Below are 17,849 nucleotides of genomic sequence, written 5' to 3'. Positions count from 1 at the left end.
GCTTATTGCCCCTGCAGAACGCTCATCATGCCTTTGATCTGGCTATTGATGAGGGTGAGATCGGTTTGATACTTCAGGCTGTTGTCGGCGAACTGCGTGCGTTCCCGGTCCATATCCACGGTGTTGCCATCCGCGGCAGGCTGATCGGGAATGCGGTACAGCAGATCCATCGACGGCTGAGAGTTGGTCTGCGCTTCAATGTGACGCGACGACGTCACCTTGAGCGCCAGACTGCTGCCCTCGGCACGGCCGTTTTCCATCACCTTGCTGAGCTGGCTGGCAAAGTCGATATCCCGGGCCTGGTAGCCTGGGGTATCGGCGTTGGCAATGTTGGATGCCAGGATTTCCTGACGCTCCGCACGCAAGTTAAGGGCTTCTGTACCAAATCGCAGCGCGGCATCGAGTTTGTCGAGCATGCTTCCTCCGCGAATGAGAATTTCGAGCTGACAGCTTAATTCGGCAAAAGCAAGGGCTATCGTCTGAATAGCGCCAAAAACATTGGCTATTTTTGACATTGAATTTTTCGCGCGAGGAGTAGACTCAGTGCCATCTTCAGTCAGGAGGCGTGTGATGCGCAGAATCCCAACCTTACTGTCCTCACTTTTGATGGTGCTGGTACTGCCCGGCTATGCTGCGGATCTCGACGCGCAGCTGACCCAGTTTTTCAAGGCGCGCGACCCGCAACATGCCGCAGGCATGACGGTGGCAATCCGCACGCCAAAAGATCAGTGGCCCGATTGTGATGCGCCGCAGTTTCAGTTACCCGGCAATAGTCGCCAGTGGGGCAATATGAGCATCGCCACCAACTGCGGGCAGAATCGTCGTTATTTACAGGTGCAGGTGCAGGTCACCGGCCAATATCTGGTGGCGAATCACCAGCTGGCACGCGGCAGCAACGTCAGCGCCAGCGATTTTCGTCTGCAATCCGGACGGCTGGACACGCTGCCCGCACGCACCCTCTTCACCCCGGAGAGCGTGGCCGATGCGATCGTGATGCGCGACATCAACCCAGGGCAGCCGGTGACCGCCGCGATGGTCCGTCTGCCGTGGCGGGTAAAAGCCGGGCAAAATGTGATTGTGGTTGCCAGCGGCAATGGTTTTGATGCCAGCAGCGAGGGCCAGGCGCTGAACAACGCCGGGACCGCGCAGATGGTGCGGGTACGAATGGGAAATGGTCAGGTGATCAGTGGTCGCGTCGGCGAGGATGGGAATATTCTTATATCGCTATAAAGCGCTAAAGAACCCTGTTGTTTTGCCGATAGTGAAAACATCAAAGAGATTACCCTATGCTTACTCAGTTGGCTCACCCCCAACTGACTTTACAGGAGCAAGACCATGACCATCGAAAGAACGCAGCCTTTACAACCGGTTAGCACTGTTCAGACCCGTGACAGCAATGACAGCAGCAGCAAAGTGCGTCAGAGCAGCAGCGCCGCCGCAACCAGCACCAGCGAAAGCGGTGCGCAGGTGAAACTGAGCGAAGCCCAGTCACAGCTGATGCAACCTGCCAGCAACGATATCAATACCGCGCGTGTTGAGCAGCTGAAAACCGCCATTCGCAATGGCGATCTGAAAATGGATACCGGCAAGATCGCCGACGCGCTGATTGCCGATACGAAGGCGTATTTAGAGGGTAATTAATCCCGATGAACAATCTGTTGACCACCTTAGATAAGATGCAGGAAGTGCTCTCCTCACTCGATACCGTGATGAATGAGGAGCAGCAACAACTGGCTACCGGCATGATTAACGGCAACCTGTTGCAGCGTATTACTGAAGATAAGAGCGCGCTGCTCTCGACGCTGAATTATCTGGATGAAATGCGCCGCACCACCGAGAAAAGCCTCGGCACGCAAGCGCCTTATCGTGGTCACACGGATATGTCTCGTCGCTGGACGAGCATTCAGCAGCATACGCAGCGCCTGAAAGATGCCAATACCCATAATGGCATCCTGCTGCAACATCAGATGCGTTTTAACGAACAGGCATTATCGGTGCTGAAACCGCATCAGACCCAGGCATTTTATGGCCCGGACGGATTGGGTAAAGGTCAGGCGACGCTGAGTCGCAAAGGGTAATTGTTTGAAACGGTGCGCACGAATGCGCACCCTACATCTGTAGTAGGGTCGGCATAAATGCCGACCGTTGTCAGGCCTGGGTGCGGCGTGCGAAGTCGCGCGGGCGGAAGCCCAACAGGCCAAGCATAACAAAGTACGCCCCACCACCGACGGCGCAGACCGCCGCCAGACGCAGCAAACGCCACCACATATGCCCTACTTCCCACGCTGGCATGACATACAGCAAACCCAGCAATGCCGCGGCCATCACCACCACCGCAATCACCAGACGCAGTAAAAAGCTAAACCAGCCCGGCTGCGGCTGAAAAATCTGTTGCTTGCGCAGCTGCCAGTAAAGCAGTGCGGCGTTGAGACAGGCGGCCAGACCGATCGACAGCGACAGACCCGCGTGCTTCAGCGGACCGATAAACGCCAGGTTCATCAGCTGCGTCAGGATTAAGGTAATGATGGCGATCTTCACCGGCGTTTTGATGTCCTGGCGGGAATAGAAACCCGGCGCCAGCACTTTCACCACGATCAACCCCATCAACCCGACAGAGTAGGCAATCAGGGCGCGCTGCGTCATCGCTGCGTCAAAGGCGGTAAATTTACCGTACTGGAACAGCGCGATCGTCAGCGGGCCGGAGAGAATACCCAGCGCCACCGCGCTCGGTAGCGCCAGCAGGAAGCAGAGACGCAGACCCCAGTCCATCAGGCGCGAATATTCATCGTGATTGCTGCTGGCAAAACTTTTCGCCAGCGACGGCAGCAGGATGGTGCCCAATGCCACGCCCAGCACGCCGGAAGGAAACTCCATCAGGCGGTCGGCGTAGTACATCCAGGAGACCGAGCCGGAGACGAGGAAGGAGGCAAAAATGGTGTTGATAATCAACGAAATCTGGCTGACGGAGACGCCGAGAATCGCCGGTCCCATCTGACGCATCACGCGCCACACCCCGGCATCACGCAGGTTGAGACGCGGCAGCACCAACATGCCAATTTTCTTCAGATGCGGCAGCTGGTAAAACAGCTGCAACACGCCGCCGACCACCACCGCCCACGCCAGCGCCATCACCGGTGGATGGAAATGCGGCGCGGCAAACAGCGCAAAACCAATCATGCTGACGTTAAGCAAAGTGGGGGCAAACGCCGGTACCGAAAAGCGGTTCCAGGTATTGAGGATCGCCCCGGCCAGCGACGCCAGCGAGATCAGCAAAATATAGGGAAAGGTCACGCGCAGCAGCGAACTGGTTAACGCGAATTTGTCGGCAGTGTCGGCAAAACCCGGCGCGGTAATCACAATCACCCAGGGCGCGGCAATCATGCCCAGCACCGTGACCAGCGCCAGCACCAGAGTTAATAAACCGGAAACATAGGCCACAAATACCCGCGTGGCCTCTTCGCCCTGCTTGCTTTTATATTCGGCGAGGATTGGCACAAACGCCTGCGAGAACGCCCCTTCGGCGAAAATACGTCGCAGCAGATTGGGCAACTTGAAGGCAACGAAGAAGGCGTCGGTCGCCATCCCGGCGCCAAACACCCGCGCCACAATGGCATCGCGGGCAAAGCCCAGCACGCGGGAAAACAGGGTCATTGAACTGACCGCTGCCAGCGATTTCAACAAATTCATAATTGGCGGCGCATCCTGAAAAGTGTCGGATAAATGAGCTACTTAGCGCGGACATCCGATGATGTCCGGCGATAGTCTACTGCCACGGCGGGAAATGACCAGCATTGAGTGTTACAAGGGATTATTCCTGTTCAGCGTCGCGCCACAGTTTTTCCACCAGACGCTGCGCAGCCAGCGCCTGTTCGCCGCTGGTTTCAGGCATCGTCTGATTTTGCACGCACTGAATAAAATGATGGGCCGCACCGCTGAAACCACGCTGGGTGAGATGGCTCTGCCATGCGGGCGGCGCCTCCAGCCGTAAGCCTGCCTGATTCTCCTGCTGCCAGTCGCGCATCTCGGCAATCTGAATATAATCGCCGTCGCAAATGGCGCTCACCACTTCGCGCTGCGTACCGGCGCGACGATGCATACTGGTGGTGATTTGCAGCGATCCGGCAGTGAAATGATGCTCGGCATAGAGCATCGCGCCCTGTTCGCTGGTCTCGATATGGCCGTGCTGACGCGTCAGCTTGCCACCCGCCAGCCATAAGGCGGTATCCACCACATGCAGATAGTCATCCAGCAGAGTGAAACGCAGATCCTGCGGCCCGACGCTGTCGGCGCGGTGCTTTTCGATACGCAACGACGCCGCGCGCGACATCTGTGAACGGAGCTGCTGATAACGCGGCGCAAAGCGACGATTAAACGCCACCATCAGTTTACGTTTGCGTTTCTCCGCCAGCGTCACCAGCGCCTCGGCCTGCTGTAGGGTCTCGGCCAGCGGCTTATCGACGCAGACGTCTTTGTCCGCCAGCAGCAGTGCTTTTACCACCTCGTAATGCGAGGCGGTGCTGCTGTGGACAAACACCGCATCGCTGGCGGCCGCCAGGGCAGCCAGCTGGTCAAAACAGGGAATACGGTAGCGGTCACAAAGGGGCCGCGCTTTGGCCTGATTAGGGGAGAAGGCACCGGCCAGCTGCCAGTTTTCCGCCTGTGATAACACCGGCAGCCAGGCTTTTTGGGCGATGCCACCTAATCCAACAATGCCAATACGCAGCGTCATCTCAATACTCCTTTTGCAGCAGCTGTTCCAGCTGCGCCTGCAACTGGGCCACGGTTTCTTCAAGTTGCGCGACACGCGCTTCAAGGCCGGGGCTATCCGTCTCGCTGGCGTCAGCAGGGGTTTCCGCCACTTCACCGCCAAACAGATGCATATAACGGCTTTCGCGTTTGCCGGGTTCTCGGGCCAGTCGCACCACCATCGGGCCATCATCGCGGGTGATCAAACCATTCAGCGTCGACTCGACCTCATTCATATCGCTGAATTCATGCAGACGACCACTGCGGGTGCGCAGCTCGCCAGGCGTCTGCGCGCCGCGCAAAAACAGCAGCGTCAGCACCGCCACTTCGGCGCTGCTGAGTTGCAGATTGCCAAACGCTGAGTTGCAAAAACGCTGTTCATATTTGCTGACGCGCTGGCCAAAGCCGTTGTTGGCGGTGACCAGATGCTTTTTCACCAGCTCATCCAGCTGAGACTGCACGTCGCTCTCGCTCAGATTCAGCACCGGTTCGCGGTTGGATTTCTGATTACAGGCAGTCACCACGCCATTAAGCGATAGCGGATATTGATCCGGGGTGGTGACCTGCTTTTCCAGCAGGCACCCAATAACGCGCAGCGCCTGCGCCGATAAGGCCATTTTCATCGAATTGCTCCCTTTTTATTATCCGCGGCGGTCCGGGGTCCACTCGCGCCAGGTTAAGGCTGTCAGTACGTGATCCTGCCAGCGGCCATCGATTAACAGATAATCTTTGGCATAACCCTCTTTTTCAAATCCCAGCCGCGCCAGCAGATTGCCGCTGCGCTGGTTGTGCGGCATATAGTTCGCCATGATGCGGTGAATATGCTGCTGACGCTGCATATAACGAATCGCGGTTTGCAGCGCCTCGAACATCATGCCCTGTCCCTGCCACTTTTCCCCCAAGGAATAGCCGAGATAGCAGGCGTGGAATGAACCGCGCAGCACGTTGCTGAAGTTGGCGACGCCACGCACTTCGCGCTCCTCCTGGTCCATCAACACAAAATAGAACGCCGAGCCTTGCTTGTGCATGTCGGCGATCAGCCCCAGACGTGCCTGCCAGCCGGACGGATAGCAATGGCTTTCGTCACGCACCGGCTCCCAGGGCTTGAGAAATACGCGGTTTTCCGCGTAATAATCCGCCAGCCGCCAGGCATCACGTTCATGAACTAAACGGACCACCAGACGATCGGTAGTGAGGCGCACGCGCGGCCCAGCAGAACGATAGCCAAACATCTTGACTCCTGAAATCCATGGCTTAAGAAGGAAGTACGCCAGCGGCGATACTTCTCACTATAACCGCCACCCTGCCTGCGGTAAAACCCCACGCCGCAGTCTGCTGAATTCATCCTGGTTCAGGATAAATTTTCCTGCGGATTCGATGAAAAAATATCATCCTGAGAATCCTGTCTTTCCCCTCTGCGCAGGCGGAAAATGGACCAACTGGTCTCTTTTCTCCTCTCTTAACTTGCTCAGGATCTAGCATGTCTCGGGTTGCAAAGGCACGACGCCTCGGTAAAACATTTTTATTGGTCGATAACATGCTGGTGGTGTTGGGATTTTTCGTGGTGTTTCCCCTCATCTCTATTCACTTCGTCGAACAGCTTGGCTGGGCCGCGCTGATGGTTGGCATTGCGCTCGGTCTGCGCCAGTTTGTGCAGCAGGGCTTCGGTATTTTTGGCGGCGCGATTGCCGATCGCTTCGGCGCACGCCCGCTGATCGTTACCGGTATGCTGATGCGTGCGGCCGGTTTTGCCTGTATGGCACTGGCGCACGAACCCTGGCTGCTGTGGCTGGCGTGTCTGTTGTCGGGCCTCGGCGGCACCCTGTTCGATCCCCCGCGCAGCGCCATGGTGGTGAAACTGGTGCGTCCCCCTGAGCGCGGTCGCTTCTTCTCGTTGCTGATGATGCAGGACAGCGCCGGTGCGGTGCTGGGCGCGCTGATCGGCAGCTGGTTGCTGGCGTGGGATTTCCGTCTGGTGTGCTGGGTGGGCGCGGCGGTGTTTGTCTGTGCCGCGTTATTTAACGCCATCTGGCTGCCGGCCTGGCGCCTATCCACCGAACGGGTAGCGATGCGTGAAGGGATGCAACGCGTCTGGCAGGACAAGCGTTTTCGTCTCTATGTTCTGACGCTGACCGGCTACTACATTCTCGCCGTGCAGGTGATGCTGATGTTGCCGGTGATGGTAAATCAGGTCGCTGGCGCACCGGCGGCGGTGAAGTGGATGTATGCCATCGAAGCGCTGCTGTCGCTCAGCCTGTTGTATCCACTGGCGCGCTGGAGTGAGAAGCGCTTCCGCCTGGAAACGCGTCTGATGGCCGGTCTGCTGCTGATGACCATCAGCCTGTTGCCGGTGGGCATGACCACCACCCTGCCGTCGCTGTTTTTGCTCATTGCGGTGTTCTATTTCGGTTCAATCATCGCTGAACCGGCGCGTGAAACCCTCAGCGCGTCACTCGCCAGTCCACGCGCCCGTGGCAGTTATATGGGTTTCAGCCGTCTCGGGCTGGCAATCGGCGGCCTGATTGGCTACTCCGGCGGCGGCTGGATGTTCGATTTAGGCCAGCAGCTGGCGTTGCCGGAATTGCCCTGGATACTGCTCAGTACGGTGGGTGGCGTGACGCTGCTGGCGCTGTGGTGGCAGTTCCAGCCGCGCGAAGTGGCCCCGGCGCTTTACAGCAGCTAATTTGCCCCTGCCGCTAATCTCTCCCATACTTCCCGCACGTCTGTAGAAAGGGTGACGTCTGTCACCCTGAGAACCAATGGAGAAACGGGATGAAACTCTACATCTACGATCACTGCCCTTTCTGCGTCAAAGCGCGCATGATTTTTGGGCTGAAAAATCTGCCCGTCGAGCTGGTCGTGATGCTCAATGACGACGAGAGCACACCAAAAAAACTTATTGGTCAGAAGATGGCGCCGATCCTGCAAAAAGCCGATGGCAGCGCCATGCCGGAAAGCATGGATATCGTGCGTCTGGTGGATAAGCAGGATGGCGAGACGTTGCTGAACGGCAAAGCGAACCCGGCCATCAGGGACTGGCTGCGGCACGTAAATGGTTATGTGAACAAGCTGCTGCTGCCGCGCATTGCCGATGCCGCTTTCGCCGAATTTGCCACGCCGGAAGCGCGCAACTATTTCCGCGAGAAAAAGCAGGCCAACATCGGTGACTTCAGCGAACTGCGCAAACACGCGCCGGGGCTGATCAAGAACATCAGCGACGATTTGCGTCAGCTGGATAAGCTGATCGTCAAACCCAATGCGGTGAACGGCGAGCTGTCGGAAGATGATATCAACCTGTTTCCGTTGTTACGTTCGCTGACGCTGGTGGCCGGTATCGAATGGCCGAGCCGCGTGGCAGATTATCGCGACAATATGGCGAAACAGACCCAGGTCAATCTGCTCTCCTCCATCGCTGCCTGACCCTGCCTGATGAGAAGCGCCCAGACGTTTCTCATCTCTCTCCTGGTGACACCCAGCCCTGATTCAGGCACGCTATGGCCGGTATATGCCGTATCGATCAGGACGAGGAAAGTATGAAGAAGGCGTTTGCCGGGCTGCTGGCCCTGTTGTTTGCCATGCTGCTGGCCGGTTGTAATCAATTAACCCAATACACCATTAGCGAGCAGGAAGTAAATCAGGCGCTCCAGAAGCACAACAATTTTGAGAAAGATGTGGGTGTTTCCGGGCTGGTGAATGCGCATATCGTGCTGAGCGATTTGAGCAGCCAGATTGGCCGCGAAGAACCCGGCAAAATCACCCTGACGGGCAAAGCCACAATTAATGTCAGCTCGCTGTTTGGTCCGCAACAGGCGGAAATGCAGCTGAAAATGAAGGCGCAGCCGGTGTTCAATGCCCAGCAAGGGGCGATTTATCTGCATGACATGGAGATTGTCGATGCCCAGGTACAGCCGGAAAAAATGGCGTCGATCATGAAAACGCTGACGCCGTACCTCAACGAATCGCTGAAACGTTACTTCAATGAAAAACCCGCCTACGTGTTAAGCGAAGATCGCAGCAAAGGCGAAGCGCTGGCGAAGAAATTTGCCAAAGGTCTGGAAGTGAAACCTGGCCAGCTGGTGATTCCTTTCACCGACTAACCCCCGCAACCGCGCCTCACTGGCGCGGTTTTGCTTTCTGCGCATAAAATCCCGTGCAAACGGTTGCCCACATCCTTATGATTACTCCCCGGCCTAAACGTGCCTTTCGTTTTCTACTCAGCCGGAGCCTTTTTGAATGACAGCCCAACCCCAGCAAATCACGATTCGCCGCCCTGACGACTGGCATATCCATCTGCGCGATGGCGCGATGCTTGAGGCGGTTTTGCCTTACACCAGTGCAGTGAACGGTCGTGCCATTGTCATGCCAAACCTGGTTCCGCCTGTTACCAGCGTCGCTGCGGCCATTGCCTATCGTGATCGCATTCTCGCCGCCTTACCGGCCGCACATGCCTTTACGCCGCTGATGACCTGCTATCTCACCGACTCCCTCGATCCCGATGAGATCGAGCAGGGTTTCCGCGCAGGCGTTTTCACCGCGGCGAAGCTCTATCCGGCGCACGCCACCACCAACTCCAGCCATGGCGTGACCAATATCGCCTCCATCGCCCGCGTGCTGGAACGTATGCAGCAGATCGGGATGCCGATGCTGGTACACGGTGAAGTGACCGACTCGCACATTGATATTTTTGACCGTGAGGCACGTTTTATTGAGACGGTGCTGGAGCCGCTGCGTCAGCAGTTCCCTGCTCTGAAAGTGGTTATGGAACACATCACCACCAAAGAAGCGGCTGAATACCTGGCAGCAGGTAATGCGCTGCTGGGCGCGACCATTACGCCTCAGCATCTGATGTTCAACCGCAACCATATGCTGGTTGGCGGCGTGCGCCCGCATCTCTACTGCCTGCCGATCCTGAAACGCAATATTCACCAGGAAGCGCTGCGTAAGCTGGTGGCGAGCGGCAACCGTCGCGTGTTCCTCGGTACCGATACGGCGCCGCACTTGCGCCATCTGAAAGAAGCCAGCTGCGGCTGCGCCGGGGTGTTTAACGCGCCGACTTCGTTACCGGCTTATGCCACGGTATTTGAGGAGCTGGATGCGCTGCAACATTTCGAAGCCTTCTGTTCTGAGAATGGCCCGAACTTCTACGGCCTGCCGCTTAACGAAGGAACGCTGACGCTGGTACGTGAGCCGTGGACCGTGGAGCAAACTGTCGCCGTCGCCGATGACAGCCTCGTGCCCTTCCTCGCCGGTGAGACTCTCAACTGGCGCGTAAAGCAATAACGCGCTGATGCTTGCCTTCGGGATAATTTTACTGTACAAATAACCAGTATATTATTCCGGAGGCGTTTATGCGTGTTGAAATTACCGTAGCAAAAACTCAGCCCCTTCCTGCGGGCGCACTTGATGCCCTGAGCGCAGAGCTTACCCGCCGCATCGCGCGCGATTTCCCTGATGACGAACACCATGTCAAAGTCCGCTATGCCAGCGGCAATCAGCTGAGCGTTTTTGGCGGCTGCAAAGAAAATCGCGAACGCATTAGCGATATCCTGCAGGAAACCTGGGAAAGCGCCGACGACTGGTTTATTACCGATTAACCGCCACTGCGCAGTTTTTGCCGGGTTTCGCCACCCGGCTTTTTTGTTTTTAATTCCCCTCGCCAGAAAAAGTCGCTGCATCTAGAATCATCCATAGTGATCCCCTTTTTTTTGTCCGCGTCATGCTAACAGGAGACGTTTTACCCATGACTCACGAAAAACCCGAAGAGGCGATGACGTTTGGTGAATTGCTGGCATTAATTAGCGAGCAGCAGCGCCGTTTAACCGTGCTGGAGAATGCTTTTGCCAGCCTGACGTTCTGCCTGGACGATCGCGCCAACCAGTTGCTGGTGCACAATCTGTCGCTGGAAGCGCAAAACCAGAATCATGACGAGCAGTTACAGCAGCAGTTTTCACGCCTGGCGGAAGAGATCCAGAAACGTATTGGCGTGTTGCCCGATAACTCGCAGGGATAATTCCGCCGCGTAAGCGGTTCCAGAGTCCTCCTAAAGTTATGCGACTTCTCTGCCGATAACTTCTTCAGCCGCCGTTAAGGTTGGCGCGATAAAATGCCCGTTTCGCCGGGCTATTAATTATTTTTTTAACTCGTATTTCGTTAGCCTTTATTTTTGCCAGAAATTTGCTCACCACATTTTTTAACTATTGTACCGTTCGTTTCATGTTATAATTATCTCGCTAGTGCAAGAAAAAGCCGCATTGAACCTCAAGAAGCACTTCGTTTAACGAGTAAAAAGGAGGTTATAATGGACAGAAATAAAGACGTCATTCAGACTCATCCGTTGGTAGGATGGGACATTAGCACCGTAGACAGTTATGACGCCATGATGATCCGCCTGCACTCGCTATCATCGCAGGATCAGAAAGAAGAAGAAGCTGATGTGGGCCCTACTTACTGGCTGACCACGGACGTGGCGAGACAATTTATCTCCATACTCGAAGCTGGCATTGCAAAAATTGAGTCCACAGAGCAATACCAACGCGATAATTTAAAGCATTAATTTCTGCCATCGCGTGAAAGGGCACCCCCAAGGGTGCCTTTTTCATGGGCGCTATCTTTTGCTATGCTACTGAAAAAATTCACCGTTTTTCAGGAGTGATGTCGTATGGTTTATGATCTGATTGTGGTTGGCAGTGGTTCGGTCGGAGCCGCCGCCGGATTCTACGCTACCCAGGCGGGCTTAGCGGTGTTGATGATCGACAGCGCCCACCCGCCCCATACTCAGGGCACCCATCACGGTGAAACGCGTTTGATTCGCCATGCCTATGGCGAAGGCGAGCGCTACGTCCCGCTGGTGCTGCGCGCGCAGACATTGTGGGATGAGCTGGAACGTCAGGGCGGCGAACGCATTATGCACCGCAGCGGTATTCTCAATCTGGCCCCCATCACCTCTCCCTTTATTCAAAACGTTATCGATAGCGCCCGCGTCTGGCAGCTGGATGTGCAGATTTTGCAGGCGGATGAAGTCCGCAAGCGCTGGCCGCAGTTCTCGGTGCCGGATGGCTACATTGGCGTCTTCGAACCCAATTCCGGCTTTCTCAAATGCGAACAGGCGGTACGTAGCTGGATCGATCTATCGGAAAAAGCGGGCTGCGCCCAGCTGTTTAATTGCCCGGTGACCAGCATTGGCCGCACGGGTGATTTGCAACAGGTCACCACCAGCGAAGGCGTATTTCGCGCGCGCAAGATGCTGGTCAGTGCAGGCACCTGGGTCAGCCAGCTGGTGGCGGATTTACCCGTCACGCCGGTGCGTAAAGTGTTTGCCTGGCATCAGGCGGATGGCCGCTACAGCGAAAATAACAAGTTTCCCGGCTTTACCGTGGAGATGCCTGATGGCACCCACTTTTACGGTTTCCCGGCAGACAATAACGCGCTGAAGGTAGGCCGTCACGATGGCGGTCAGGTGATGCAGACCCCCGCCGATCGTAAGCCCTTCGGCAACGTGGCTGCGGATGGCAGCGAAGCCTTTAGCTTCCTGCGTCAGTTTCTGCCTGGCGTTGGTGTCTGTCTGCATGGTGAAGCCTGTAGCTACGATAATACGCCGGATGAAGATTTCATCATCGACACCCTGCCCGGTGAACCGAACCGCCTGATCATTACCGGTTTAAGTGGTCATGGTTTTAAATTCGCCAGCGTGCTGGGCGAACTGGCCAGCGAATTTGCGCAGGAAAAAGCGTTTTCTTTCGATATCTCTCCCTTTTCCTTGTCGCGTTTCGCCTGATATAACCCGGCCGGTGCGCCACTCGCGCCGGCCCGCCTGACACTCCCTGACATAAACTCACAAAGGTTTAATTCTGCCGCTAAATAAAAGCGCAAAAGGTGTAGTAATTAACCTTAGATGTTTCTCACACCCTATTCCCCGCGTAGTTATTCACTCTTTCTGAGTATCCAGACAACATATCCCCATAAATTCCGAATAATTATTGGCTTATTTATAGAAAAGTAAGTGTGATTGATTTTTTATTTCAGGATGTAGATGCTCATTACCACTTATTTCTGACCAGGGATTTCAGAGAATGTGGCGTAATTCCCCACAGCGGTTTGGAGCAATTTCGATTTTATTACACTGGCTAATGGCCTTCGCCATTTATGCCATGTTTGCGCTTGGTTGGTGGATGGTCGGGCTGGGCTACTATGACGGCTGGTATCACACGGCACCGGACATTCACAAAAGCATTGGCCTGCTGTTATTTATCGCCCTGCTGCTGCGTCTGGCATGGCGCTTTCTGTCGCCGCCACCCGCCCCCCTCGCCAGTTATTCCACGCCGGTTCGCCGTGCCGCAAGCACCGCGCACTGGCTTCTTTACGCCCTGTTGCTGGTCATTTTGCTGAGCGGCTATCTGATTTCTACCGCCGACGGCAAACCCATTTCGCTTTTCGGCTGGTTTGAGGTTCCCGCCCTGCTGGCCGGGGCCGCTGTTCAGGCAGATGTGGCAGGCGATATTCATTTATGGCTGGCCTGGACGCTGGTGCTGCTTTCGGTACTGCACGGGCTTGCCGCGCTCAAACACCACGTTATTGATGGTGATAGCACACTGAAAAGGATGTTGGGTTGCCGCATCCCATTAACCTCTGAAAAGGAAAAGTAACATGCTCAAGAAATCATTGCGGATGCTGACCGGTGCCGCGTTACTGGCGGCCAGCCTTCAGGCCGCCGCGGCGGACTACAAATTTGATAAACAGGGTCAACATGCTTTTGTGCAGTTCCGCATTCAGCATCTTGGCTACAGCTGGCTGTACGGCAGCTTTAAGGATTTCGACGGCAGTTTTACCTTCGATGAGGCCAATCCGGCCGCTGACAAGGTGAACGTCACCATCAACACCAACAGCCTGGATACCAACCATGCCGAGCGGGATAAGCATCTGCGCAGCAGCGATTTCCTCAATACCGGCAAGTTCCCGCAGGCGACGTTTGTCTCCACTGCGGTAAAGAAAGAGGGCGAGCAGTATAAAATCACCGGTGACCTGACGCTCAACGGCGTGACCCACCCGGTGACGCTGGATGCACGATTGATCGGTGAAGGGAAAGACCCCTGGGGCGGTTATCGGGCCGGATTCGAGGCCAGCGGAGAGATCGTGCTGAAGACGTTTAATATCAATAAAGATCTGGGACCCGCTGCGCAGAAGGCAGAGCTGATCATTTCTGTCGAAGGGGTTCGTCAGTAAAACCAGGGCAGCCTGCCATGAAACGCAGGCTGCCCGCCGGTTACTTCTTCTCTGGCACGGGAATCGCCATCGTCATATTCAGCAAACCACGCGATTTGTTGAACACTTTGTTGCCGTTTTCACGACCGGCGCGGCGGGCGCGCTGTTCTTCCGGCGACAATGTCGACTCTTCCATGCAGATCGGGCTGCAACAATTGTGGAATTTCTCCGCACAGCTCGGACACTGAATAAACAACAGATGGCAACCGTCGTTCACACAGTTGGTATGGGTGTCGCAGGGGGTGCCGCACTGATGGCAGTTCGACAGCACATCTTCAGAAATGCGCTCGCCCATACGCTCATCAAAGACAAAGTTTTTGCCTTTAAAACGGACTGGCAGGCCCTGCTCACGCGCACGACGGGTGTATTCAATGATGCCACCCTCGATGTGATAGACGTCGTCAAAACCGTTGTGCTTCATCCAGGCACTGGCTTTCTCGCAACGAATGCCGCCGGTGCAGTACATAACGATTTTCTTATCTTTCTGGTCTTTCAGCATATCGATAGCCATCGGCAGCTGATCGCGGAAGGTATCCGCAGGCACCTCAAGCGCATTATCGAAATGCCCCACTTCAAATTCGTAGTGGTTACGCATATCGACAAATACCGCGTCCGGATCGTCCAGCATGGCATTGACGTCAGCCGCTTTAAGATAGTTGCCGACATCGCTGGCATCAAAGCTGCTGTCTTCAATACCGTCAGCCACGATGCGATCGCGGACTTTCAGGCGCAATACCCAGAAAGATTTGCCATCATCATCCAGCGCAATATTCATTCGCAGATTGCTCAGCGCCGGGTCGAAGCCGTAGAGAAACGCTTTCATGTTTTCATACTGGCTGGCGGGGACACTGATTTGCGCGTTAATACCCTCGTGAGCGACATAAACGCGGCCAAATACCTTGAGTTTGGTTAACTCAATATACAGGGCATCACGAAACGCTTTGGGATCGGCAATCTGGAAGTATTTATAAAAAGAGACAGTGGTGCGCGGCTCGGTTTCAGCCAGCATACGCGCCTTCAGCTCTTTATTGGAAACAAGGTTGTGTAACACTGGCATGGTGTTCGTTCCTGTTAGCAATCAAGAAAAATGAGCGCGCACATGATACATGAATTCACTGCGATGCGAAGCCTTTGCCACGAATATCGCCCGGCAGAGCCACTGGCGAATTTCTATACCGCCATTATATTTTAATGCGATTGCGTGAATTCGCGCGTTCGCAACCCGGCTATGCTTGATTTCAGTCAGACAGAAAAAATGGCACAATAGCGACAAATAACAGGAACCGGTACCTCTGGTACAAGACGCAGGATACTGACATTTCAATGACTCAACTTCCCCAATTTTCCCGTGAACTCCTTCATCCGCGCTATTGGCTCACCTGGCTGGGCATTGGCATTCTCTATTTACTGGTGCTGCTGCCTTACCCGGTTTTGTATGTTATTGGCTGCGGTCTGGGTCGCATTGCCATGCGTTTCCTCAAGCGTCGCGTCAAAATCGCGCAGCGCAACCTGGAACTCTGCTTTCCGGATATGCCGCTGAGCGAACGCGATGCGATGGTGAAGCATAATTTTGAATCGGTTGGCATGGGGCTGATCGAAACCGGGATCGCCTGGTTCTGGCCGGACTGGCGTATTCGCAAATGGGTTGCCTGCACCGGGCTGGAACATATTGATTCCTCGCTGGCAGCCGGGCGCGGCATCCTGCTGATTGGTATGCATTTCCTGACGCTGGAGCTGGGCGCTCGCGTTTTCGGTATGCACAATCCGGGTATTGGCGTCTATCGCCCGAACGACAACAAACTGATCGACTGGCTGCAAACCTGGGGCCGTATGCGCTCGAATAAAAGTATGCTGGATCGCAAAGACCTCAAGGGCATGATCCGCGCGATGAAAAATAACGACATCATCTGGTATGCGCCGGACCACGATTACGGCCCGCGCAGCAGCGTGTTCGCACCTTTTTTTGCCGTTGAAGACGCCGCAACCACCACCGGGACACATATGCTAATCCGCCTCGGGAATCCCAGCGTGGTGCCGTTTCTGGCACGTCGCCTGCCGCACGGTCGCGGTTACGAACTGAAAATCATGCCGGACATCCGTGACAAATTCTCGCTGGAGAGTGAACTCGACACGGCAATTTGCATGAATAAGGTGGTGGAAGAGAGCGTATTGCTGGCACCGGAACAATACATGTGGCTGCACCGTCGCTTTAAAACCCGACCGGAAGGTCAACCCTCCCGCTATTAATAATGTGAAGCGGGACACATTACGTGTTCCGCTCCCGCCACAGTGAAATTTGCCTTAATTCATGACATTATCCGTTAAAATTTAGTTAAAACTGTACCAGGCTGAATTAAAGCTGTTGCATATTCTCAGGCCAGTTATTTCTGGAGTCTTCTCCCACCGATATCTGACAATGGTGACGAATATTTAATTCTGTTAACCAATTGTAAACGGTATTCCTGCCATCCCTTTGATTTAGCGTCAATGTCTGAAAGTAAAATTTACGGGTTGAAATATACCCTTTCGGTCCTGAATAATCCCAATTCCAGGCATTTTCCTATTTAATATTACTAAATTCTTTGAATTCGCTAATCAATGCAACAAAATTAACTTAATTTACAAGGTATTATCTGAATATCAGGCACTCTTATTCCGTTTCTAAAAAAGATACAGCCTCTTTATACCTTTCTGGAATTTGTCCAGGAAAACGATTCCAGTTAGTTTCGACAGTGACAGTTAGTTCAATAACTGCTCGTAAAAAAATAAAAAAGATTACACACAGCAAATATACGCAGGAACTCATAATATGAATAAAGGCATCTATTATTATGTGACGGTAAGTACTGATCAGGATAATTACCATCTGCTGCACCGCAAAGAGTGTAAACGTCTGCCCGAGAAGGAGGATATGGTCTTCATCGGTACACTCTATAATTTGAATCAGGCTTTATCTATTGCGCGTATTAATTTCAAAAAGGTGAAACCCTGTATTAAATGTTGTATTCGCTACTCTGCGCCTATTATTCGCGAATCGGTGCGTCCTGTGCTGCATTTTCCACAAAAAATGCACTGACCCGTTTGGGCGGGTGCTTCACCTCATCCGCCCAAACGTTATTCTTCCCTTTCCCTCCCCCGCTGATTTTTCGTCTATCCTTCTGTGAAATCCCTACTCAACAGACAAGGAGATTGCGATGAGCATGTTTACCACCTTAGAAGAGGCCATTGATGCAGCGCGTGAGGAGTTTCTCTCCAGCCAGCCCGGACTGGATGAGGCTGATGCCGTAGTCAGCCAGTTCGCGCTGCAAAAATATGTGATGCAGGATGGCGACATCATGTGGCAGGCCGAATTTTTTGCTGATGAGGATGAGCAAGGTGAATGCCTGCCGATCCGCAGCGGTGAGGCGGCCCAGGCGATTTTTGATGACGACTTTGACGAAGTGGAGTTGCGTCAGGAGTGGCAGGCAGAAAATACCCTGCACGAGTGGGATGAAGGGGAGTTTCAGCTCGAGCCGCCGACGGACACCGAAGAAGGTGAAGCCGCAGCAGCCGAGTGGGAAGACGATAACAGTGATTCGGACCGCTGGGCGTAAGGCTTATTCGTACGGGCCGTGATGGGCATCAACCGGCAATAACAGCGTGTCCATCACCAGCGACAGCGGCAGATCGAGGATGGTCAGCATACGCCAGGCGCCATCGCGGACATCCCACTGCACCCCCGGATAATACTGATTGCCGTGCCCCTGACCAGGCACGGTACGACTGATGATGCTGCCACAGCCGCTAAGCATGACAATGGCGGCGCTAAATACAGTTAATTTCAGGAAACGATTCACAACAATTAC

General features: G+C 54.6%; 23 protein-coding genes. 16 read left to right on the top strand and 7 right to left on the bottom strand.

What is annotated here, in order from left to right; translation table 11 throughout:
• Positions 1 to 2: 2 nt before the first annotated feature.
• Positions 3 to 416, bottom strand: a complete 414-nt coding sequence (gene flgB, locus AC6I8V_RS07540) for a flagellar basal body rod protein FlgB (RefSeq protein WP_497845263.1) — start codon at positions 414 to 416, stop codon at positions 3 to 5.
• 154 nt (positions 417 to 570) lie between these two features.
• On the opposite strand from flgB, the gene flgA reads away from it, so the two are divergent.
• The 3 genes from flgA to AC6I8V_RS07525 all read left to right on the top strand — a co-directional run bounded on the left by flgA (position 571) and on the right by AC6I8V_RS07525 (position 2,078).
• A complete protein-coding gene (gene flgA, locus AC6I8V_RS07535; RefSeq protein WP_497845262.1) occupies positions 571 to 1,230 on the top strand; it encodes a flagellar basal body P-ring formation chaperone FlgA in 660 nt (219 codons plus the stop codon).
• Positions 1,231 to 1,335: 105 nt separating this feature from the next.
• Positions 1,336 to 1,641 (top strand): flagellar biosynthesis anti-sigma factor FlgM, encoded by a 306-nt coding sequence (gene flgM / locus AC6I8V_RS07530; protein WP_497845261.1) that lies wholly within the window; start codon positions 1,336 to 1,338, stop codon positions 1,639 to 1,641.
• A gap of 5 nt (positions 1,642 to 1,646) precedes the next feature.
• Positions 1,647 to 2,078, top strand: a complete 432-nt coding sequence (locus AC6I8V_RS07525) for a flagella synthesis protein FlgN (protein ID WP_497845260.1) — start codon at positions 1,647 to 1,649, stop codon at positions 2,076 to 2,078.
• Between the two features lie 70 nt (positions 2,079 to 2,148).
• Here the strand turns inward: AC6I8V_RS07525 and murJ are convergent, their stop codons facing one another.
• The 4 genes from murJ to rimJ all read right to left on the bottom strand — a co-directional run bounded on the left by murJ (position 2,149) and on the right by rimJ (position 5,978).
• Positions 2,149 to 3,687, bottom strand: a complete 1,539-nt coding sequence (gene murJ / locus AC6I8V_RS07520) for a murein biosynthesis integral membrane protein MurJ (RefSeq protein WP_497845259.1) — start codon at positions 3,685 to 3,687, stop codon at positions 2,149 to 2,151.
• Between the two features lie 121 nt (positions 3,688 to 3,808).
• Entirely contained in the window at positions 3,809 to 4,729 is a 921-nt protein-coding gene (locus tag AC6I8V_RS07515; protein WP_497845258.1) for a Gfo/Idh/MocA family protein, read from the bottom strand.
• A gap of 1 nt (position 4,730) precedes the next feature.
• Positions 4,731 to 5,369 carry a DUF480 domain-containing protein gene (locus AC6I8V_RS07510; protein WP_497845257.1) on the bottom strand — a complete coding sequence of 213 codons (639 nt, stop codon included), beginning with the start codon at positions 5,367 to 5,369 and terminating at the stop codon, positions 4,731 to 4,733.
• A gap of 18 nt (positions 5,370 to 5,387) precedes the next feature.
• Positions 5,388 to 5,978: a ribosomal protein S5-alanine N-acetyltransferase gene (gene rimJ / locus AC6I8V_RS07505; protein ID WP_497845256.1), complete on the bottom strand. Its 591-nt coding sequence runs from the start codon at positions 5,976 to 5,978 to the stop codon at positions 5,388 to 5,390.
• A gap of 248 nt (positions 5,979 to 6,226) precedes the next feature.
• Here rimJ and mdtH point away from each other — a divergent pair, with 248 nt between their 5' ends.
• The 10 genes from mdtH to AC6I8V_RS07455 all read left to right on the top strand — a co-directional run bounded on the left by mdtH (position 6,227) and on the right by AC6I8V_RS07455 (position 13,965).
• The gene (gene mdtH, locus AC6I8V_RS07500) at positions 6,227 to 7,429 is read left to right on the top strand and encodes a multidrug efflux MFS transporter MdtH (RefSeq protein ID WP_497845255.1); all 1,203 of its coding nucleotides are present in this window, start codon (positions 6,227 to 6,229) and stop codon (positions 7,427 to 7,429) included.
• Between the two features lie 89 nt (positions 7,430 to 7,518).
• Positions 7,519 to 8,166: a glutaredoxin 2 gene (gene grxB / locus AC6I8V_RS07495; RefSeq protein WP_497845254.1), complete on the top strand. Its 648-nt coding sequence runs from the start codon at positions 7,519 to 7,521 to the stop codon at positions 8,164 to 8,166.
• Between the two features lie 113 nt (positions 8,167 to 8,279).
• Positions 8,280 to 8,843, top strand: coding sequence for a lipoprotein (locus AC6I8V_RS07490; RefSeq protein ID WP_497845785.1), 564 nt, complete (start codon positions 8,280 to 8,282; stop codon positions 8,841 to 8,843).
• A 136-nt stretch (positions 8,844 to 8,979) separates the two neighbouring features.
• Positions 8,980 to 10,026 carry a dihydroorotase gene (gene pyrC / locus AC6I8V_RS07485; RefSeq protein ID WP_497845253.1) on the top strand — a complete coding sequence of 349 codons (1,047 nt, stop codon included), beginning with the start codon at positions 8,980 to 8,982 and terminating at the stop codon, positions 10,024 to 10,026.
• 68 nt (positions 10,027 to 10,094) lie between these two features.
• The gene (gene dinI / locus AC6I8V_RS07480; protein WP_497845252.1) at positions 10,095 to 10,340 is read left to right on the top strand and encodes a DNA damage-inducible protein I; all 246 of its coding nucleotides are present in this window, start codon (positions 10,095 to 10,097) and stop codon (positions 10,338 to 10,340) included.
• Between the two features lie 146 nt (positions 10,341 to 10,486).
• Positions 10,487 to 10,756, top strand: coding sequence for a hypothetical protein (locus AC6I8V_RS07475; RefSeq protein ID WP_497845251.1), 270 nt, complete (start codon positions 10,487 to 10,489; stop codon positions 10,754 to 10,756).
• 288 nt (positions 10,757 to 11,044) lie between these two features.
• Positions 11,045 to 11,299, top strand: coding sequence for a biofilm formation regulator BssS (gene bssS, locus AC6I8V_RS07470; RefSeq protein WP_497845250.1), 255 nt, complete (start codon positions 11,045 to 11,047; stop codon positions 11,297 to 11,299).
• A gap of 105 nt (positions 11,300 to 11,404) precedes the next feature.
• On the top strand, positions 11,405 to 12,520 hold the full coding sequence (gene solA / locus AC6I8V_RS07465) for an N-methyl-L-tryptophan oxidase (RefSeq protein WP_497845248.1): 1,116 nt from the start codon (positions 11,405 to 11,407) through the stop codon (positions 12,518 to 12,520).
• Positions 12,521 to 12,815: 295 nt separating this feature from the next.
• Entirely contained in the window at positions 12,816 to 13,388 is a 573-nt protein-coding gene (locus tag AC6I8V_RS07460) for a cytochrome b (RefSeq protein WP_497845247.1), read from the top strand.
• 1 nt (position 13,389) lies between these two features.
• Positions 13,390 to 13,965, top strand: coding sequence for a YceI family protein (locus AC6I8V_RS07455; protein ID WP_497845246.1), 576 nt, complete (start codon positions 13,390 to 13,392; stop codon positions 13,963 to 13,965).
• A gap of 40 nt (positions 13,966 to 14,005) precedes the next feature.
• Here the strand turns inward: AC6I8V_RS07455 and trhO are convergent, their stop codons facing one another.
• Positions 14,006 to 15,061, bottom strand: coding sequence for an oxygen-dependent tRNA uridine(34) hydroxylase TrhO (gene trhO, locus AC6I8V_RS07450; RefSeq protein ID WP_497845245.1), 1,056 nt, complete (start codon positions 15,059 to 15,061; stop codon positions 14,006 to 14,008).
• A gap of 266 nt (positions 15,062 to 15,327) precedes the next feature.
• Here trhO and AC6I8V_RS07445 point away from each other — a divergent pair, with 266 nt between their 5' ends.
• The 3 genes from AC6I8V_RS07445 (at position 15,328) to AC6I8V_RS07435 (ending at position 17,597) form a co-directional block, all read left to right on the top strand.
• Positions 15,328 to 16,251: a Kdo(2)-lipid IV(A) acyltransferase gene (locus AC6I8V_RS07445; RefSeq protein WP_497845244.1), complete on the top strand. Its 924-nt coding sequence runs from the start codon at positions 15,328 to 15,330 to the stop codon at positions 16,249 to 16,251.
• A 562-nt stretch (positions 16,252 to 16,813) separates the two neighbouring features.
• Positions 16,814 to 17,080, top strand: a complete 267-nt coding sequence (locus AC6I8V_RS07440) for a hypothetical protein (RefSeq protein WP_013508621.1) — start codon at positions 16,814 to 16,816, stop codon at positions 17,078 to 17,080.
• A gap of 118 nt (positions 17,081 to 17,198) precedes the next feature.
• On the top strand, positions 17,199 to 17,597 hold the full coding sequence (locus AC6I8V_RS07435) for a MysB family protein (RefSeq protein ID WP_497845243.1): 399 nt from the start codon (positions 17,199 to 17,201) through the stop codon (positions 17,595 to 17,597).
• A 3-nt stretch (positions 17,598 to 17,600) separates the two neighbouring features.
• On the opposite strand, the gene AC6I8V_RS07430 is transcribed toward AC6I8V_RS07435, so the two are convergent.
• Positions 17,601 to 17,840 (bottom strand): YceK/YidQ family lipoprotein, encoded by a 240-nt coding sequence (locus AC6I8V_RS07430; protein WP_497845242.1) that lies wholly within the window; start codon positions 17,838 to 17,840, stop codon positions 17,601 to 17,603.
• Positions 17,841 to 17,849: the final 9 nt, after the last annotated feature.

This window comes from Pantoea sp. X-Soil-TKNS-1207, assembly GCF_059730485.1.
This window is presented reverse-complemented; position numbering and strand designations above follow the sequence as displayed.

Excerpts from the sequence above, each read along its gene's own strand:
- flgM (WP_497845261.1), top strand. The coding sequence starts at position 1,336 with ATGACCATCGAAAGAACGCAGCCTTTACAACCGGTTAGCACTGTTCAG.
- AC6I8V_RS07525 (WP_497845260.1), top strand. The coding sequence starts at position 1,647 with ATGAACAATCTGTTGACCACCTTAGATAAGATGCAGGAAGTGCTCTCC.
- mdtH (WP_497845255.1), top strand. The coding sequence starts at position 6,227 with ATGTCTCGGGTTGCAAAGGCACGACGCCTCGGTAAAACATTTTTATTG.
- rimJ (WP_497845256.1), bottom strand. The coding sequence starts at position 5,978 with ATGTTTGGCTATCGTTCTGCTGGGCCGCGCGTGCGCCTCACTACCGAT.
- bssS (WP_497845250.1), top strand. The coding sequence starts at position 11,045 with ATGGACAGAAATAAAGACGTCATTCAGACTCATCCGTTGGTAGGATGG.
- dinI (WP_497845252.1), top strand. The coding sequence starts at position 10,095 with ATGCGTGTTGAAATTACCGTAGCAAAAACTCAGCCCCTTCCTGCGGGC.
- AC6I8V_RS07440 (WP_013508621.1), top strand. The coding sequence starts at position 16,814 with ATGAATAAAGGCATCTATTATTATGTGACGGTAAGTACTGATCAGGAT.
- AC6I8V_RS07460 (WP_497845247.1), top strand. The coding sequence starts at position 12,816 with ATGTGGCGTAATTCCCCACAGCGGTTTGGAGCAATTTCGATTTTATTA.
- AC6I8V_RS07515 (WP_497845258.1), bottom strand. The coding sequence starts at position 4,729 with ATGACGCTGCGTATTGGCATTGTTGGATTAGGTGGCATCGCCCAAAAA.
- AC6I8V_RS07435 (WP_497845243.1), top strand. The coding sequence starts at position 17,199 with ATGAGCATGTTTACCACCTTAGAAGAGGCCATTGATGCAGCGCGTGAG.
- flgA (WP_497845262.1), top strand. The coding sequence starts at position 571 with ATGCGCAGAATCCCAACCTTACTGTCCTCACTTTTGATGGTGCTGGTA.
- AC6I8V_RS07510 (WP_497845257.1), bottom strand. The coding sequence starts at position 5,369 with ATGAAAATGGCCTTATCGGCGCAGGCGCTGCGCGTTATTGGGTGCCTG.
- AC6I8V_RS07490 (WP_497845785.1), top strand. The coding sequence starts at position 8,280 with ATGAAGAAGGCGTTTGCCGGGCTGCTGGCCCTGTTGTTTGCCATGCTG.
- AC6I8V_RS07445 (WP_497845244.1), top strand. The coding sequence starts at position 15,328 with ATGACTCAACTTCCCCAATTTTCCCGTGAACTCCTTCATCCGCGCTAT.
- solA (WP_497845248.1), top strand. The coding sequence starts at position 11,405 with ATGGTTTATGATCTGATTGTGGTTGGCAGTGGTTCGGTCGGAGCCGCC.
- trhO (WP_497845245.1), bottom strand. The coding sequence starts at position 15,061 with ATGCCAGTGTTACACAACCTTGTTTCCAATAAAGAGCTGAAGGCGCGT.
- AC6I8V_RS07475 (WP_497845251.1), top strand. The coding sequence starts at position 10,487 with ATGACTCACGAAAAACCCGAAGAGGCGATGACGTTTGGTGAATTGCTG.
- murJ (WP_497845259.1), bottom strand. The coding sequence starts at position 3,687 with ATGAATTTGTTGAAATCGCTGGCAGCGGTCAGTTCAATGACCCTGTTT.
- flgB (WP_497845263.1), bottom strand. The coding sequence starts at position 416 with ATGCTCGACAAACTCGATGCCGCGCTGCGATTTGGTACAGAAGCCCTT.
- grxB (WP_497845254.1), top strand. The coding sequence starts at position 7,519 with ATGAAACTCTACATCTACGATCACTGCCCTTTCTGCGTCAAAGCGCGC.
- pyrC (WP_497845253.1), top strand. The coding sequence starts at position 8,980 with ATGACAGCCCAACCCCAGCAAATCACGATTCGCCGCCCTGACGACTGG.
- AC6I8V_RS07455 (WP_497845246.1), top strand. The coding sequence starts at position 13,390 with ATGCTCAAGAAATCATTGCGGATGCTGACCGGTGCCGCGTTACTGGCG.